The organism is Vibrio fortis, assembly GCF_000695685.1.
GTDB lineage: Bacteria > Pseudomonadota > Gammaproteobacteria > Enterobacterales > Vibrionaceae > Vibrio > Vibrio fortis_A.
In genome coordinates, this window is sequence record NZ_JFFR01000002.1 from 760,179 (window position 1) to 777,942 (window position 17,764).

General features: G+C 45.5%; 18 protein-coding genes. 1 reads left to right on the top strand and 17 read right to left on the bottom strand.

The annotated features are described in order from the left end of the window. Positions 1–68: 68 nt before the first annotated feature. The 17 genes from nadA to aspS all read right to left on the bottom strand — a co-directional run bounded on the left by nadA (position 69) and on the right by aspS (position 16,503). Entirely contained in the window at positions 69–1,130 is a 1,062-nt protein-coding gene (gene nadA / locus VFDL14_RS19360; RefSeq protein WP_032549402.1) for a quinolinate synthase NadA, read from the bottom strand. 117 nt (positions 1,131–1,247) lie between these two features. Continuing rightward, positions 1,248–2,030 (bottom strand): tol-pal system protein YbgF, encoded by a 783-nt coding sequence (gene ybgF / locus VFDL14_RS19355; RefSeq protein WP_032549403.1) that lies wholly within the window; start codon positions 2,028–2,030, stop codon positions 1,248–1,250. 31 nt (positions 2,031–2,061) lie between these two features. Then, positions 2,062–2,604: a peptidoglycan-associated lipoprotein Pal gene (gene pal, locus VFDL14_RS19350; RefSeq protein ID WP_032549405.1), complete on the bottom strand. Its 543-nt coding sequence runs from the start codon at positions 2,602–2,604 to the stop codon at positions 2,062–2,064. 110 nt (positions 2,605–2,714) lie between these two features. Then, positions 2,715–4,067, bottom strand: a complete 1,353-nt coding sequence (gene tolB / locus VFDL14_RS19345) for a Tol-Pal system beta propeller repeat protein TolB (protein WP_032549407.1) — start codon at positions 4,065–4,067, stop codon at positions 2,715–2,717. A 12-nt stretch (positions 4,068–4,079) separates the two neighbouring features. Next, entirely contained in the window at positions 4,080–5,147 is a 1,068-nt protein-coding gene (tolA, locus tag VFDL14_RS19340; protein ID WP_032549408.1) for a cell envelope integrity protein TolA, read from the bottom strand. Positions 5,148–5,160: 13 nt separating this feature from the next. After that, positions 5,161–5,604, bottom strand: coding sequence for a protein TolR (gene tolR, locus VFDL14_RS19335; protein ID WP_032549409.1), 444 nt, complete (start codon positions 5,602–5,604; stop codon positions 5,161–5,163). Positions 5,605–5,607: 3 nt separating this feature from the next. Further along, complete coding sequence (gene tolQ / locus VFDL14_RS19330) at positions 5,608–6,291, bottom strand: protein TolQ (protein WP_032549410.1); 684 nt, start codon at positions 6,289–6,291, stop codon at positions 5,608–5,610. Continuing rightward, positions 6,281–6,718, bottom strand: a complete 438-nt coding sequence (gene ybgC / locus VFDL14_RS19325; RefSeq protein WP_150872871.1) for a tol-pal system-associated acyl-CoA thioesterase — start codon at positions 6,716–6,718, stop codon at positions 6,281–6,283. Before ybgC ends, tolQ begins: the two co-directional genes overlap by 11 nt. 165 nt (positions 6,719–6,883) lie before the next feature. Beyond that, the gene (gene ybgE / locus VFDL14_RS19320) at positions 6,884–7,186 is read right to left on the bottom strand and encodes a cyd operon protein YbgE (RefSeq protein ID WP_032549411.1); all 303 of its coding nucleotides are present in this window, start codon (positions 7,184–7,186) and stop codon (positions 6,884–6,886) included. Beyond that, complete coding sequence (gene cydX / locus VFDL14_RS23820) at positions 7,179–7,286, bottom strand: cytochrome bd-I oxidase subunit CydX (protein ID WP_000270284.1); 108 nt, start codon at positions 7,284–7,286, stop codon at positions 7,179–7,181. Before cydX ends, ybgE begins: the two co-directional genes overlap by 8 nt. A 31-nt stretch (positions 7,287–7,317) precedes the next feature. Next, positions 7,318–8,454 (bottom strand): cytochrome d ubiquinol oxidase subunit II, encoded by a 1,137-nt coding sequence (cydB, locus tag VFDL14_RS19310; RefSeq protein ID WP_032549412.1) that lies wholly within the window; start codon positions 8,452–8,454, stop codon positions 7,318–7,320. 13 nt (positions 8,455–8,467) lie between these two features. After that, positions 8,468–10,054 (bottom strand): cytochrome ubiquinol oxidase subunit I, encoded by a 1,587-nt coding sequence (cydA, locus tag VFDL14_RS19305; protein WP_032549413.1) that lies wholly within the window; start codon positions 10,052–10,054, stop codon positions 8,468–8,470. A gap of 555 nt (positions 10,055–10,609) precedes the next feature. Beyond that, complete coding sequence (gene ruvB, locus VFDL14_RS19300; protein WP_032549414.1) at positions 10,610–11,620, bottom strand: Holliday junction branch migration DNA helicase RuvB; 1,011 nt, start codon at positions 11,618–11,620, stop codon at positions 10,610–10,612. 122 nt (positions 11,621–11,742) lie between these two features. Next, complete coding sequence (gene ruvA / locus VFDL14_RS19295; protein WP_032549415.1) at positions 11,743–12,354, bottom strand: Holliday junction branch migration protein RuvA; 612 nt, start codon at positions 12,352–12,354, stop codon at positions 11,743–11,745. A 91-nt stretch (positions 12,355–12,445) separates the two neighbouring features. Next, positions 12,446–13,906, bottom strand: coding sequence for a methyl-accepting chemotaxis protein (locus VFDL14_RS19290; protein ID WP_032549417.1), 1,461 nt, complete (start codon positions 13,904–13,906; stop codon positions 12,446–12,448). Positions 13,907–14,059: 153 nt separating this feature from the next. Next, a complete protein-coding gene (gene ruvC / locus VFDL14_RS19285) occupies positions 14,060–14,581 on the bottom strand; it encodes a crossover junction endodeoxyribonuclease RuvC (protein WP_032549418.1) in 522 nt (173 codons plus the stop codon). Between the two features lie 137 nt (positions 14,582–14,718). Continuing rightward, a complete protein-coding gene (gene aspS / locus VFDL14_RS19280; RefSeq protein WP_032549419.1) occupies positions 14,719–16,503 on the bottom strand; it encodes an aspartate--tRNA ligase in 1,785 nt (594 codons plus the stop codon). 306 nt (positions 16,504–16,809) lie between these two features. Here aspS and VFDL14_RS19275 point away from each other — a divergent pair, with 306 nt between their 5' ends. Then, complete coding sequence (locus VFDL14_RS19275; RefSeq protein ID WP_032549744.1) at positions 16,810–17,694, top strand: DUF72 domain-containing protein; 885 nt, start codon at positions 16,810–16,812, stop codon at positions 17,692–17,694. Positions 17,695–17,764 lie beyond the last annotated feature (70 nt).

Below are 17,764 nucleotides of genomic sequence, written 5' to 3' on the forward strand. Positions count from 1 at the left end.
CACACGAAAAAGACACAAAAAAGCCAGCACGAATGCTGGCTTTTAAGTTCTGAAGGTAAAGATCTTGCTTACGCGTTGCCCTTCACCTGCATGTTCAATTGCTCTGCGAAATCAAGCATGCGGTTCAAAGGGATAAGAGATTTCACGCGTAGCTCGTCAGAAACGAAGATCTCGTGTTGCTCACCGCCATTCTCAAGTGCATTTTCAATCGCCTCTAGGCCATTCATCGCCATCCAAGGACAGTGTGCGCAGCTACGACATGTTGCACCAGCACCTGCTGTTGGCGCTTCAATCAGTTCTTTTTCAGGCACCAATTGCTGCATCTTGAAGAAGATACCTTTGTCTGTCGCCACAATCATTTGCGGATGCGGTAACTCTTTCGCTTTTTTGATCAGCTGACTCGTAGAACCAACTGCATCAGCTAGCTCAACCACACTTGCTGGAGACTCTGGGTGTACAAGAATTGCTGCTTCAGGGTATACAGACTTCATCTTTCTCAATGCATCAGCAGAGAACTCGTCGTGTACGATACACTCACCTTGCCACAGAAGCATGTCTGCGCCCGTTTGGTTAGCAATGTACGAACCTAGGTGACGGTCTGGGCCCCAAATGATTGGCTTGCCTTCAGCATCTAGGCTTTCTACAATCTCAAGTGCGATACTTGATGTCACAACCCAGTCAGCACGCGCTTTTACCGCTGCAGATGTATTCGCATAAACCACAACAGTATGGTCTGGGTGCGCATCACAGAACTCAGTGAACTTGTCTGCTGGACAACCAAGGTCCAACGAACACTCAGCTTCTAGTGTAGGCATTAAAATGCGCTTTTCAGGTGTCAGAATTTTCGCGGATTCGCCCATGAATCGAACACCGCCGATGATCAGTGTGCTCGCTGGGTGACGGTTACCAAACTTAGCCATCTCTAGCGAATCACCTACGAAACCACCCGTCTCTTCAGCGAGTGCCTGGATTTCAGGGTCCGTGTAATAGTGAGCGATCAAAACAGCGTCTTTTTCTTTTAGTAGCTTTTTGATGTTCGCTATGTGAGCCTGCTTTTGAGCATCGTTCAATGGAACTGGCTTCGGTGGGAATGGGTAAACAGTGTCGATTTTATCTAATATATGGCTCATTGCTCTTGCTCTACGCAACTTCTTCCGAGAATTAGAGCATTCTACACAGTACAACGATTGGGATCAAAAAGGATTAGGCATAAAAAAAGGCGCTGATGCGCCTCTTTTACTAAAGAACTATAAATGAGTCTTGGCTACTTTTGCCGATGCACTGTTCGGGTATTCGGCAACCACTTGTTCGTAGTACTTTTTCGCTTGCTCAGAGTTATTGTTACGCGCAGCGATGTCGCCAAGCTTCACTAAAGCATCAGCGCGCTTGTTTGAGTCTTTGTAAGCTACAACAGCTGCAAAGCTCTTCACTGCCTCTTTATCTTGCTTCTTAGCAAAGTAGAGCTGACCTAACCAGTAGTGTGAGTTAGGTGTGAACGTAGAATCTGGGAAGTCTGTTTGAAACTTCTGGAATGCGGTAATCGCACCCGTGTAGTCTCGCTGTTTGAGGATCATATCCACAGCGTTTTGATAAGCGGTTTGCTCATCAACATCAGTGCTGAAGGTACCTTCGGCGCCTTTCGCGTCTGTTGCCGGAACAACAGCGGCTGCAGAGCCTGATGATTTCACTTCGCTTCTTACTTTATCAAGTTCGATAAACAACTCACGCTGACGCTCTAACATCTGTTTCATGTCGTAGCTGTTGCGTTCAAGTTGACCACGTAGCTCACTGATCTCAAGAGCCATGTCGTCCATTTGTTGCTGCATTTGAAGTTGAACGCGATTGCGGTTTTGTAGCAAGCGCTCTAGACGCTCGATATCGGTTTCATTGGAAGCCGCTCGAGTAGAAGAGGAAGTTGAATTGGTTGTGGTGCTATTAAGATCGGATACTGGAGCTGGTGCAGCGAGCGCGGTGCCCGCTGCACTTGCCAGTAACGAAAGCATAATGACACGCTTTGTGTTACTGAACATGAGGCTATTCCTCAATTAAAAAGTCTACTAATTAGTAAACTAGTACTGCACGACGGTTTTTAGCGTACACTTCTTCAGATTGACCAAGAAGAAGTGGCTTCTCTTCACCGTAGCTTACGATAGAGATTTGGTCAGCTTGAACACCTAGAGCTTGTAGGTACTTAGCAACAGCTTGTGCACGACGCTCACCTAGAGCGATGTTGTACTCAGGAGTACCGCGCTCATCAGCGTGGCCTTCTACAGTTACTTTCATGTCTACGTTTTTGCTTAGGTAAGCTGCGTGAGCTGCTAGCATCTCTTCGTAATCACCCGCGATAGTAGCGTTGTCGAATGCGAAGTAGATAGTTTGAGTTTCACGTAGTGCTTGCTCTTTAAGCTCTTGCTCTGACAGTTGACCGTTCGCGTCAATTGGTGTCACAACAGTTGTGTCTACGTTATTTTCTGAACCTGAAGTTGCTTGGTTAGTTTCAGTACCAGAAGTCGCAGATGTTGCATCATCACTTGAGCTACATGCTGTTACTGCCATCACTGGTAGTGCAATCATCAAGCCTTTAAGAACTTTATTAAGTTGCATCTTATTTTCCTTACGTTATCAAACTTAGTTTCTACAGCCGATAAATTGCTATAGATAGTTACTTGCTACAATAGTTATTACTATCAATAGCTAATTGCTTTTAAGCGTGGCTACAGAAACGGCGACCATGCTGGCGCTCTTACACGTCCATTAGTTGCCGGTAATCTAGCTTTAAAACGACCATCGATAGATACCATCGACAGTACATTTGTTTGGTTGTAAATAGAGCTATAGATAACCATACCTCCATTTGGTGCAATACTTGGCGACTCGTCTAGTAAAGTTTTAGTTAGAACCTGTACCGCGCCTGTTTCCAAGTCTTGCTTGGCCAAGTTAAATCCAGAGTTGCTGCGATTCACCATAATCAGGAATCGACCATCAGGGGTAATTTGACCACCTAAGTTCTGGCTGCCTTGCCATGTAATTCTTTGGGTAGAATTATCTGACAAATTTACATTATAAATCTGGGGTTTACCACCGCGATCAGACGTAAAAATGAGAGACTTGCCATCAGGATGCCAGAAAGGTTCCGTATTGTTGGCACGGCCGCGAGTAATTTGTGTCAGTTTACGAGTTTGTAGATCAAGCGTGTAAACCTGAAGGCTGCCTGTCTTCGAAAGTACTAATGCCAGTTTCTTACCGTCAGGAGAGAATCTTGGCGCACCATTATGACGAGGGTATGACGTCACCTTTTCACGTTCACCGGTGTAGATGTTCATGATAAAGATTTCCGCTTGACCATTTTGGAAGCTCACGTAAGCGAGTTTCTTACCATCTGGAGACCAAGCTGGAGACATCAGTGGCTGCTTTGAACGAAGAACCAAACGCTCGTTGTAACCGTCGTAATCCGCTACGCGCAGTTGGTACGGGTACTTGTCCTTATCATTCACTACAACGTAAGAAATACGCGTTAAGAAAGCGCCTTTCTCACCTGTTAGCTCTTCATAAACAAGATCTGAAATTCGGTGTGCGTACTCACGTAAACGTGGGCCCGGTACGGTTGCTTTCTTATTGAAAAGAACATGGTCTTTCGAAAGAACCAGTTGGCCTTCATCGCTCAGTGCACGGCTTTGACCATTAGTTAACTGACCACGTACGATATCAACCAGTTGGTAGTTCACTACGTATTGACCTTGCGCATCTTGAGTAATGCTGCCTGTGAGAAGAGAATCAACACCTAGGTTTGTCCATGCATCGAAGTCTACATCCGCCTCGCTGTATGGTGTTTGCGGCATTTTGCTGGTTGCAACTGGACTGAATTTACCACTGCGCTGTAAGTCTGATGCGATCACAGCAGAAACATCGTGTGGTAGTTTCTCTTTGCCTTCCCATTTAAAAGGCACAATCGCAATCGGTCGTGCCGAGTTGATACCATCGGTAATAACGAGCTCCAACGCAGCGTGTGCAAACTGACTGCTGGTCGCTATTACAAACACAAAACTCAGTAATAGTTTCTTTAACACGGGTTCGTCCTTTTACTCTGGTAATACTGTTAGGTTAATGTTTTTCAAAGAGTTTACGATATCTGGGTCTTTCGGTAGTGGGTAAGACTGCACTTGGGCTACTGCTCGTTTCGTAGCAGCACATAGGCGGCTGTCACCCTCTAGAATCGAAAGGCTACCTAAAATAGCGTTTGATCCAGTTGGGATCAGTTTCAGGTTTACCCTACACGACTTTCCCCTAAAGCTATCCTCCAACAGCAGGTTTTGCTCTATGAGCTGGGTATAAATCGCACCATATCGCTGAACTTCATCACCAATAAATTGTTGTCTTGCTGAAGAGTTTTGAGAAGCCTCGGTTTCAAGGCCTGCAAAGATGTCGTTAAGTGCCGCTTCTTGCTGCTTACGCTCTTCTTCAAGTCGCTTTAATCGCTCTTGCTCTTTACGTGCCTTTTCAGCCGCTTCTTTTGCCGCTTTCTCTTTCGCCAAACGCTCTTTTTCAGCACGTTCAGCGGCTTCTTTCTCTTTACGTGCTTTTTCTGCAGCTTCTTTAGCCGCTTGCTCTTTTGCCAAGCGTTCCTGTTCTGCTTTTGCGATAGCCGCCTCTTTCGCTTTACGCTCTTGTTCCGCTTTCACTAATGCGGCTTCTTTGAGCTTGCGATCGGCTTCAGCTTTCGCTGCGCGCTCTTTCTCTTGCTTAAGACGAACTTCTTCTGCTTTACGCTGTTTCTCTTGCTCAACGCGACGCTTCTCTGCTTCACGAGCCGCTCTTGCCTCTTTGGCTTGCTTCTCTTTTAGCTTACGAATGTTCTCTTCTTCCGCCTTACGGTTGCGCTCTAAGCGTTCACTTTCTCGGCGTAGCTTATCAAGGCGCTCTTGTTCTTTTTTACTTGCGGCTTCACGTTGCTGACGAATTTGCTGCGCTTGCTGGCGAACGAGCTGCGGATCAATTACGACCGCCTGAACCATTTGGCCGCTTGGCTCGGGCTCAGACATGGTAAAATCTGCACCCACAATCAGCACAACGAATAACACCACGTGCAGCGCTAGCGACACGATAAGTGGTGTACTTAAGCTATTCGATTTAGTCTTTTTTGTTTTCATGAATGCTACGGAATTATTCCCTTATGTCCGTCAGTAGGCCAACCTTAGGCACCCCTGCTCGGCTTAATTCATCAAGTAGTAAAACAACTTCAGCATACGGCGTTGCAGCATCGCCACCAACCGCAACTGGTGAATTTGGTTTAATTGAAAGCTCCGCTTTCACTCGCACAATGATCTCTTCTAATGACAGACCACGTTGAACTTCTTCGTTGTTCACGCTTAGCCCTAGCTCACCATCTTTATTTACTTCAACAATGATAAAGCTGGCGTTATCGTCACCGAGAAGATCTTGAGCCGATTTTGCTGTTGAGGCTTGTGGCAGCTCCACATCCACACCTTGAGTAACAAACGGCGAGGTCACCATAAAAATAATCAGCAAAACCAGCATAACGTCGATATAAGGTACAACGTTAATCTCTGCGGTCATTTTGCGCTTTTTAGGTTGATATCCTGCCATCGATTATTCCCTGCCAGCCATCGCTTGACGGTGAAGAATGCTGTGGAACTCTTCAGAGAATGTCGCGTAGTTATGTTCTAGCTTACCTACACGGCTACTGAATCGGTTGTACGCCATTACTGCAGGAATCGCGGCAAATAGACCCATCGCGGTTGCGATAAGTGCTTCTGCGATACCTGGTGCAACCATTGCTAGGGTTGCTTGTTTTACTTCACCCAATGCGATGAATGAGTGCATGATCCCCCATACGGTACCAAAAAGGCCGATGTATGGACTGATTGAGCCAACCGTTGCAAGAAACGGTAAGTTGGTTTCCAGTTCATCGACTTCACGGGCAACGGCAACACGCATCGCACGGCCAGTGCCTTCCATGATGAAATCTGGTGACGCCGCGTTAGATTTACGCAGACGTGCAAATTCTGTGAAGCCTGCGTAGAAGATCTCTTCTGTACCAGACAGCTCGTCTTTACGTTTGTTGCTTTCTTGGTATAGCTTAGACAAATCAACACCTGACCAGAACTTATCTTCAAAGGTCTCTGTGTGTTTCGCCGCTTGAGAAAGCACTTTGCTTCTTTTTATGATCATCGCCCACGAGACGACCGACATACCCATTAGGGTAAGCATTACCAGTTTAACCAGTAAGCTGGCTTCTAAAATAAGGCCTAAAATTGAGATTTCAGCAGTCACTGTTTGTCAGCTCCGTAAGAATAAAAGTCGGCATAGCCTTAGGTTTCATTTTCTGATTGTCGATACATGCTACCTTAACCATTGCTTTACACAATGCTTTGCCATCAGGATTTACGATCTCCTGACAGAATACTAGGGAAGCACGTTTCAGTTCATAAATCTTTGTAATGACTTGTAAAGCATCATCAAGGCGCGCACCTTGGATAAAATCGATATCCATGTGTCGGACAACAAAACCGATGTTTTGTTCTAAAAGGACTTGCTGAGATACCCCAATTGAGCGCAGCATCTCGGTTCGAGCGCGTTCAAAAAACTTCAGGTAGTTGGAATGATAAACGACGCCACCTGCATCTGTGTCTTCATAATAGACGGTGACAGGCCAGGTAAATGGCTTAGATGATCCCTGCAAACTCATACCACAATACAAAAACGTTAAAGATATCACTATAACTCAACTCTTTGACATTAATAGTATAACGGCATGAAATATTTGATTTGTGTGGTGAAAAAAAAGGCCATCTGTATAAGATGACCTCTTTTCGGCTAAAAACCAAGCAGTGCGATAAAGCCTGTATTCACGGGCATTGCGCCGCTATATGAACCTTAACACTGTTAGGTAGAGCAAAATTGTGAGTGAAGCATATGGGCTAAATAGCAACTGCCATACCCACGCTCTAGGCTTAAAACCAACCCCGAAAACCATGCTTGAACACACCGCCCAAATCAACATTGGACCGATGACCGCATTGAAACCGCCAATACTCTCGGCGTAGGCTTCAGGATCCCACATAACCAAGCCAACATGCACGAAACCCAGTACTAGAGACAAAACTCGAAGAAGAGTCTTGTCCATAGGTTGGTGCAGCTTGGTCACTTGCTCAGTGAGATTACTCACTGTCTTTATCCATCATTTCTGAGTGCTCTAACCAAAGAGCGTTAATGATGCCGAATGCACATGCTAGAAGTACACCCAAAATCCATGCGAAATACCACATAAAATTTCTCCTAAGTTATTTAACTTCTAGCTTAGTAAGCTGAAACGTCGTTATCTTCGATGTGTTTCTTATCAAGACGACCGAACATTTTGTAGTAAGTCCAAGTCGTGTAAGCAAGAATCACAGGTACCATTACCGCCGCTACCGCAGTCATCAGGCCAAGTGTTAGTTCACTCGCTGTTGAATCCCACATTGTTAAGCTGTGGTTCGGGATTAGGCTTGATGGCATCACGAATGGGAACATCGCAAAACCAGCCGTTAGGATAACACCAGCGTTTGAAAGGCTTGAGAACAAGAATGCAAAACCACCACGCTCAAAGCGAGACGCTACAACCGCTAGCAATGGCATTACCACACCTAGGATAGGCGCAGCCCACATTGCTGGGTACGTTTCAAAGTTCGCCATCCAAGCACCAGCTTGAACTGCTACTTCTTTGTTTAGTGGGTTTGAGTCAGCCATTGTGTCTAGCGTGCTTGTGATCACGTAGCCGTCGATAGATTGAACCCAGAAACCACCTGCTACGAATAATGCAACCGCGATTAGACCTGTGATTTGAGCAACACCTCGAGCACGCTCGTGTAATGACTCAGTCGTCTTCATTTGCAGCCAAGTCGCACCTTGCATAACGAATAGCATCAAGCTTAATACGCCACACAGTAGAGCAAATGGGTTCAGTAGAGCGAAGAACGAACCTTTGTACTCAGACATCAGCAGGCTGTTTAGCTCAAATGGAACACCTTGAAGCAGGTTACCAAAAGCAACACCAAAGATAACTGGCGGAACTGTGCCGCTGAAGCAAAGCGCGTAGTCCCAAGCTTTACGCCATTTTGGATCTTCAATCTTAGAACGGTAATCTAGAGCAAGTGGACGTAGCCAAAGTGCTGCTAGCGTTACGTACATCGCTAGATAGAATCCAGAAAACGACGTTGCGTAAACTAGAGGCCATGCAGCAAACAGTGCACCACCCGCTGTGATTAACCAAACTTGGTTACCATCCCAGTGAGGAGCAATGGTGTTCAGCATAATACGACGTTCAGTGTCGCTCTTACCGATAACAGGAGACAGAGCTGCAACGCCCATGTCGAAGCCATCAGTCACGGCGAAACCTACCAGTAGAACACCGATTAGGACCCACCAAATAAGTCGTAAGATTTCGTAATCAAACATAATATTCCCTCACTTATACTTCTACTGAACGGCTAACTTTGTCTTCAACAGAGTTGTCGTTTTGTTCGAAGTGGTAACGGCCTGTCTTAAGGCTACTTGGGCCTTTGCGAGCAAATTTAAGCATTAGGTAAACTTCTGCAATTAGGAACACTGTGTAAAGTGCAAGAATTGCAAATAGTGATGTCCAAAGCTCGCCAATAGTCAGCGCTGATGCTGCAACGTTCGTCGGTAGGATTTCACCTACAGCCCACGGCTGACGACCGTATTCTGCAACAAACCAACCTGCTTCAATCGCAATCCAAGGTAGTGGGATTGAGAATAGAGCGGCTTTAAGAACCCATTGCTTCTGTTCGATTTTTTGACGACACGTTTGTACAAACGCAGCACCAAATACGAATAGCATGATGAAGCCACACGCAACCATGATACGGAACGACCAGAATAGAGGCCAAACAGTCGGGATAGAATCATCCGCTGCCATTTGGATTTGCTCTTCTGTCGCGTCAACCACGTTCTCTGTGTAGCGCTTAAGAAGTAGACCGTAACCTAGGTCACCTTTCACTTCATCAAATGCTGCCATGTTCTCTTCAGACTTATCGCCTGCACGCAGTTTTTCTAGAAGCTCGTATGCGTACATACCCGTGCGGACACGATCGACGTGCTCGTCACGCAGATCACGTAGGCCTGTTACCTCTTTATCGAAAGAACGCGTTGCGATGATACCCATTACGTAAGGGATCTTAATTGCGTAGTCAGTGTGCATTGTTTCTTGGTTTGGAATACCAAACACAGTAAATGCAGCTGGTGCTTCTTCTGTGTGCCATTCAGCTTCTACCGCTGCTAGCTTCACTTTCTGAACTTCACCTAACTCATAACCTGATTCGTCACCTAGAACGATTACAGATAGAATCGCAGCCATACCGAATGATGCAGCAATCGCGAAAGAGCGACGAGCAAAGGCAAGGTCACGACCTTTTAGAATGTAGTAAGAGCTGATACCTAGGATGAACATTGCACCCGTTGTGTAACCAGAAGCCACTGTGTGTACGAATTTAACTTGCGCTACTGGGTTTAGGACAACTTCAGCGAAGCTCACCATTTCCATACGCATTGTTTCAAAGTTAAATTCAGCACCCACTGGGTTCTGCATCCAGCCGTTGGCAACCAGGATCCACAGCGCAGAGAAGTTAGAGCCAAGTGCTACCAACCATGTTACTGCTAAGTGCTGACGCTTTGACAATCTATCCCAACCGAAGAAGAAAAGACCAACAAAAGTAGACTCTAGGAAGAATGCAACAAGCGCTTCGATTGCCAGAGGGGCACCAAAGATATCGCCAACATAGTGAGAGTAATAAGACCAGTTAGTACCAAACTGGAACTCCATGGTTAAGCCGGTTGCTACACCTAGAGCGAAGTTGATACCAAACAATTTACCCCAGAACTTAGTCATGTCCTTGTAAATTTGTTTATCGGTCATTACATATAGAGACTCCATGATGGCAAGCAAAAATGCCATACCAAGAGTCAGTGGAACAAATAAGAAGTGATACATCGCTGTCAGTGCAAACTGCAATCGCGACAGATCAACAACATCAATCATGGTAACTCCTTTGTGTCGGCTGAATGACACTTGTGTGATTATTCACCGCAAAAATCCATGTTAAAACAATTAACGTGATTGTTATTACAAGTTGAAATTTGTAGCAAAAACGTACCGTTATAGTTAGATTATTGTTAAGCATGAGCTAATATAGCTGCCGCTAATATTACTGGTAAAATCAGTATGTTTCAAAAGGTTTATAGGAGAACCCTGCGTTGATTTGTATCAAATTTCTACGAGCAATTTAGAGTTATTTTTAACCAAACATGATAAAAATCACACCAATTATTAGGTTGGTAATAACGAGGCATGATATCTGTGACATGCCGCTATCACTCAATCAACATTTGAATTACAACTACCCATAAAGTATTAACAAGAATTATGACAATTTATTTCAATTTTTGTTAGCGACGTCAAATTTGAAATCAATGTTTTCAGTTTTGGAATGGCATATCGGCGACTAATATCGACTCGCTCAAAGAGTTGTTATTCTATAAAAAACTAAAAACCCCGGCGCTTATGCAACCAGGGTTTATAAAACACAACGACTAATTAACTTGGTCTGTCGATACCAAAGTGAAGGTAAGCACGATCGGTAGCAATTCGTCCTCTTGGGGTTCGCTGTAGATAACCCTGCTGAATTAGATACGGCTCTAACACATCTTCAATGGTGTCACGCTCTTCACCAATAGCAGCGGCCATATTGTCGATACCTACCGGGCCACCGCCAAATTTCTCCATGATCGCCAACAGAAGCTTTCTATCCATATAGTCAAAGCCCTTGGCGTCAACATCAAGCATGTTAAGTGCCTTGTCAGCGACATCTGCACAAATATGACCATTGCCCTTCACTTCTGCAAAGTCTCGCACACGACGCAACAGACGGTTAGCAATACGAGGTGTGCCTCGGGCACGACGTGCCACTTCCAGTGCACCTTCAGGGTCCATAGATAGCCCCAAACAGTCAGCACTGCGCTGTACAATATTTTGTAGGTCGTCAACTTTGTAGTACTCAAGGCGCTGCGTAATGCCAAAACGGTCACGCAATGGCGATGTCAAAGAGCCCGCTCGCGTTGTCGCACCAATTAGGGTGAACGGAGGCAGGTCGATTTTGATAGAACGCGCCGCAGGGCCTTCACCAATCATGATATCCAATTGGTAATCTTCCATCGCAGGATAGAGCACTTCTTCAACCATTGGGCTCAATCGGTGAATCTCATCGATGAACAGCACATCGTTTTCTTCAAGGTTGGTTAAAAGCGCTGCTAAGTCGCCCGCTTTTTCTAATACAGGCCCTGAAGTGGTGCGGATATTCACATCCATTTCGTTCGCTACGATGTTGGCAAGTGTGGTTTTACCCAAGCCTGGAGGGCCAAAAATCAATAGGTGGTCGAGCGCTTCATTACGAAGTTGCGCCGCTTTGATGAAGATCTCCATCTGATCACGCACGTGATCTTGGCCTTGGTAATCCGCTAATGCTTTTGGTCTTATCGCGCGATCGATGACGTCTTCGTCTTTGAATACTGGGTTGTCCGGCGCTATTAGGCGATCCGCTTCAATCATAGGTCATTCCAACTCAAGAGTGACAAGCTCTTGTTCTATTTAAGTTCTTCACTGCACTCCCCGACTCTAGCTTGAAGGCAAAGTGTTGCGGAGTGCATTTTATGTATACAGGTAAACCGAGTTTATACCATCGATTTTAGTGCTTCACGAATCAGTTGCTCGCTTGTCATGCCATCTTTCGCTATCTGCGACACAACCTTCGAAGCCTGAGTTGGTTTATAACCAAGAGCGAGAAGTGCACTTACCGCCTCTTCTTCAGCATCGTGCGCATTCGGTGTTGAATCAATTGGAGCCGCATCCGTTGCCGGTGTAAACAGATCACCTGCGCCCCAGCCTTTGAGTCGATCTTTCATTTCTACAACCAAACGCTCAGCGGTTTTCTTACCAACGCCCGGAAGCTTAACCAACGTTGAGATATCTTCACGCTCAACACTCTGAACAAACTGGCTTGCAGTCATACCTGAAAGGATACCGAGTCCAAGTTTAGGACCAACACCATTAGCTTTAATCACTTCTCGGAACAGAGCTCGCTCTTTAACGGTGTTAAAGCCATAAAGCAGCTGGGCATCTTCACGCACAACAAAATGAGTATAGATAATCGCTTCTTCGCCTACTGCAGGTAGTTCATAGAAACAGCTCATTGGCATTTGTACTTCATAGCCAACGCCACTCACTTCAATTAACAATTCTGGTGGCTGTTTTTCAATTAAAATACCGCGAAGACGTCCGATCACAACTTACTCTCTTGATGGAAAATTATTTGATGGACAGAATATAAAAGAACTGGATGCTTATCCAGTTCTTTCTATTTGATTGGGGAATTAATTAGGCGTGCTTGGCGTTTGACACCGCGCTATTCAGGCTTGTGACTAATTGCTTAACGAGATCAACTTGTTGATTCAATTGAATGCCGTTTGATGCAACTTGGCCTGATACGGTTTTGGTCTCTGCGACACTCTTTGCAACTTCAGTACTTGCCTGATCGAGCTCATGCAAAGATCCCATCTGCATGGTCATGATGTCAGTGAGCTGATTCACATCTGATGAGATGGTCTGAACCTCGGAAATAATGCCATTCATTTCAGCTTCCGTGGTTTCGATAATGGTACGCCCGTGCTCAACTTCTTCTTTACTTCGATCCAGCAGTGTTCGGATCTCAATCGCAGAATGGCTACTTTTCGCGGATAGCTCGCGCACTTGATCAGCCACCACCGCAAAACCTCGGCCCTGCTCCCCAGCTCTCGCCGCTTCTATTGCTGCGTTGAGTGCCAGTAGGTTGGTCTGCTCTGCTACTGACGTAATCAGGTCTGCCACTTTCATGATCTCTTGGTTACTTTGGATAATCTGACTAATGGCGTTTGTCGATGCTTCCAAAGACTCTGAGCTTTTCTGCGCTTTGACTCCAACCGCTTCGCTGCGCTCCTTGAGCTCATTGACGAAAGAGTTAGATTCCTCAAGCCCTTCTGTCATCTGGTGAAGCTGCTGACTCATCTGCTCAGCGGCACTCGCTTGAGATTCACAGTTCATGTTTAGGACTTCAACTTGAGAGTGGAGGTCTTTTGACTGCTGATCAAGCTGCACTGAGACGCCTTGCAAGCTCTGTGAATTATTGTTGGCGTGGTCTAACACAACAGAGAGTTGAGCTTCACTTTGAGTAGCTTGCGCAGCTACACTTTGACTCTCTGTTTTTGCAGCCTCGGCTTGCTCAATCGCAATCTCTTTCTGTTTAGCGGTAAAAGCTTGCGCTATGCATATCACTACCAATGGCATCACCACCCCAGACCAGGTCTCCACCACCATTGCCTGCTCATTTAGGGCGATATTTGGGAATACTGCACCGTTCAAATGCATAGAGGTCATTACCACTGCCACGCCTATCACTAAGGCACTCCATGTAAGGGCGATAATTCTGGTTCCAGATAAGAAGAAAGCGACCACCAGCAAAGGTACCCAGTAAGCTTGAGTAGAATCGACGACCCCGCCGCTTTGATAAATGATATTTAGCGCATGAACGGCCATGCCGACAAAACCAAAATTAAGGGCCAAGATTGGGTTTTTCGAGAGCTTTAAAACAATGGCTGAAACCAGTTCAAGAACAATGAGGAAGATAGAGGTCGCAATTAATAGCTGTTCGCCATGCTTGCTCCATTTGATCAGACTGTAAAGTCCTACGATAAACGCAATGAAAGTAAACAGTAATAAAATGTCCGCCTGTCGCGACTCATTACTGCCCCATTGATGAGTTTTGGGTAGAAAGAGCGATCGCCACCATGTAATTGGGTTCATCGATAATCATCCTTGATTGACTTGTAAGACCTCCGACCAATGTTAGTTAATTGTTAAATAGAATGCGAACCTATTTAACAAAAACTGTTTTTGAAGTCTCATTTCATATCAAAGATAAGTAATTGATGGCGGTTAGAATATCAATTGGAGGGATTAACGATAACGGCCACGTCTTGCTGTGGTTGCTTTACCTGCTAGCGCGATCAGCGTTTTGTTGGTATTGGCATGACAAATTGCGACACCCAGTGCATCGGCAGCATCTGCTTGCGGTTTTGCTGGGAGTTTAAGCATGCTCATCACCATGTTTTGCACCAGTGATTTGTCTGCACCGCCATTGCCAGTTACGGCTTGCTTGATAAGACGAGCGGCGTACTCGTGTACTGGAAGATCTGCATTTACAGCAGCAACAATCGCACTTCCACGGGCCTGACCGAGCTTAAGCGCCGAGTCGGCATTTTTCGCCATAAACACCTGCTCAATGGCAAATACATCAGGCTGGAACTGAGTGATGATCTCACTCACACCGGCATAAATCTGCTTCAAGCGTCCTGGCAGCTCTTTCTCCGACATACGAATACAGCCACTACCTAAATATTGTAGGTGACGACCATTTTGACGAATAACACCGTAACCCGTAATGCGTGAGCCAGGATCAATCCCAAGAATAATAGACATAGCTTAAAATACTGATTATTTATACATACTTTTATTTATGAGCTTAGTATATAGAAGCATAAAAAAAATGCCCGTTAAATTAACGGGCATTTCTGTTCACTCAAAGAGAGAATCATTTAAAAGAAAGTGATATGTGCTTATTCAGCAGACTCTTCTTTCTTTTCAGCAACTTTAACCGCGATTGCTAGCTCTTCAAGCGCAGCTGGGTTCGCTAGGCTTGGAGCGTCTGTTAGTAGACAAGAAGCATTCGTTGTTTTCGGGAACGCGATAACATCACGAATGTTCTCTGTACCACAAAGTAGCATTACTAGACGGTCAAGACCGAATGCTAGACCTGCGTGCGGTGGTGTACCGAACTTAAGTGCGTCTAGTAGGAAGCCAAACTTAGCTTGCTGCTCATCAGCTTCGATACCTAGGATGTCGAATACTGCAGATTGCATTTCAGCATTGTGGATACGTACAGAACCGCCGCCCACTTCGTAGCCGTTAAGAACCATATCGTACGCGTTTGAGTTAGCAGCCGCTGGGTTCGCTTTTAGCTCTTCCGCAGTCACACCTAGAGGTGATGTGAATGGGTGGTGCATCGCGTGTAGGTTGCCTTCGTCGTCTTCTTCGAACATTGGGAAGTCAACAACCCATAGCGGAGCCCATGCAGACTCGTCTGTCAGCTCTAGGTCTGTACCTAGTTTCAGACGTAGCGCGCCCATTGCTTCAGACACAGTGTTTGCTTTGTCTGCGCCGAATAGGATGATATCGCCAGTCTCTGCGCCTGTGCGCTCAAGAATACCGTTGATCACTTCTTCGTTTAGGAACTTAGCAACTGGAGATTGGATACCTTCCATGCCAGCAGCACGGTCGTTAACCTTCATCCATGCTAGACCTTTCGCACCGTAGATACCAACGAACTCACCGTAACCGTCGATTTGCTTACGAGTTAGCTTAGCGCCACCTGGTACACGGATTACTGCAACGCGACCTTTTTCGTCGTTTGCTGGGCCAGAGAATACTTTGAACTCAACGTCTTTCACTAGGTCAGCAACGTCTACTAGCTCTAGTGGGTTACGTAGGTCTGGCTTGTCAGAACCGAAACGACGCATCGCTTCAGAGAATGGCATGATTGGGAACTCACCTAGATCAACGTCTAGAAGCTCTTGCCACATGTTACGAACCATCTTCTCAGTTGTTGCACGTACTTCTTCCGCGCTCATGAAAGATGTTTCGATATCGATTTGAGTGAATTCTGGTTGACGGTCAGCACGTAAGTCTTCATCACGGAAACACTTAACGATTTGGTAGTAACGGTCAAAACCAGACATCATTAGCAGCTGTTTGAATAGCTGTGGAGACTGAGGAAGCGCGTAGAACGAACCTTTATGAACACGGCTAGGTACTAGGTAGTCACGTGCACCTTCTGGTGTCGCTTTCGTTAGTACTGGTGTTTCGATGTCTAGGAAGCCGTTGTCATCTAGGAAACGACGAACAAAGCTGGACGCTTTAGCACGTAGCTTGATGCGATCGCTCATTTCTGGACGACGTAGGTCTAGGTAACGGTACTTTAGACGCTGCTCTTCTGAGTTTTTCTGGTTGAAGTCTAGTGGCAGAACGTCAGCACGGTTGATGATTTCAAGGCCTTTAGCGATGATCTCAACTTCACCCGTTGCCATGTCTTTGTTTACTTGACTGTCTGGACGAACGCGTACTTCACCCGTTAGTTTGATACAGAATTCATTACGAAGTTGGTTAGCTACTTCGTACGCATCTGCCATATCTGGGTCTACAACTACCTGAACGATACCTTCACGATCTCGCATATCGATGAAAATAAGACCGCCCAAATCACGACGACGGTTTACCCAGCCGCAAAGTTCTACAGTTTGTCCCGCCAGGGACTTGTTCAGGTTACCACAGTAATGGGTACGCATAATGAATTTCCCAATCTCTTAATAATTACTAATTTCTATGCTGTAACTAGACCGAATCTAATTACAATTCAAAGATCCATTTATACGCGGAAACTTGTCTAAAATCGACCTTTCCCACGCCTATTTGTTGTGTTTTATTCAGCTTTGACGCTTTATAGCTCACGAAACAGCCAAAGCGGCACAAATCTCGCACAAATATTCATCAACACTGAAAAAATTGCGCTAATTATATATTGAAAGTACCCAAGTCAGCAAAAGTCTCGTAGAGTGTTTTTGATTAAAGCAACCAAAGCACTTTTAGATACCATGACAAGATTACCTTTAAGACTCGGACTGACTATGTGGTCACACTCAGAGTGGCAGAGCCAATTCTATGGAAAAGGCACCAAACCTGCAGAAAGACTAGAGAAATATTGTCATGTTTTTCATACCGTTGAAGGTAATACTACCTTCTATGCAACCCCTTCAATTACGACTGTAAACAATTGGCGCAGCGCAAGCCATGATGACTTTCGATTTACATTTAAGTTGCCGAAATTCATCACCCATCAGCAGCAGCTCAGACACTGCCAATCTGAGTTGAAAGAGTTCCTACAAATCATGTCACCACTTCATGAACGTATTGGTCAATGGACGATTCAGTTGCCTCACCAGTTCGAGCCAGAATCACTGCCTGTGCTGCAACAGTTTTGCAAACTCTTCCCGAAAGAGATGAAACTCGGCGTAGAAGTGCGCCACCTTGGCTTTTTTGATAAAAGCAACGACGAAAAGCGCTTTAATCAATGGTTAGTTGAAGAGAACATCAATCGCATCATTATGGACAGTCGCCCAGTATTTGCTGCAGCACCAACGACTGAGGCAATTATTGATGCACACAAGAAAAAACCTCGTGTGCCTGTGCATGCAATCGCGACATCTGACAACCCAATGATTCGCTTTATTGGCCAGCACGACGAGCAGCCCAACTTAGAGTTTTTCAAGCCTTGGCTATCCAAACTTCCAACATGGATAGCAGAAGGAAAACAGCCTTATTTAATGATTCACACTCCCGACAACGATCATGCTCCAGAACTGGCGGCAACAATATACAAACAGCTTATCGAGCAATGTCAGCAGTATCCCAATATCAAGTTACCGCCGCTCTCCGAATTCCCGGCTAACAAGGGCGATACGCAAATCAGCATGTTCTAACTAAACCATTAGCGATTTGTATTGGCAGTGAAACCTGAGTTTTCGTGACACAGTGACATTTTTTACGTAA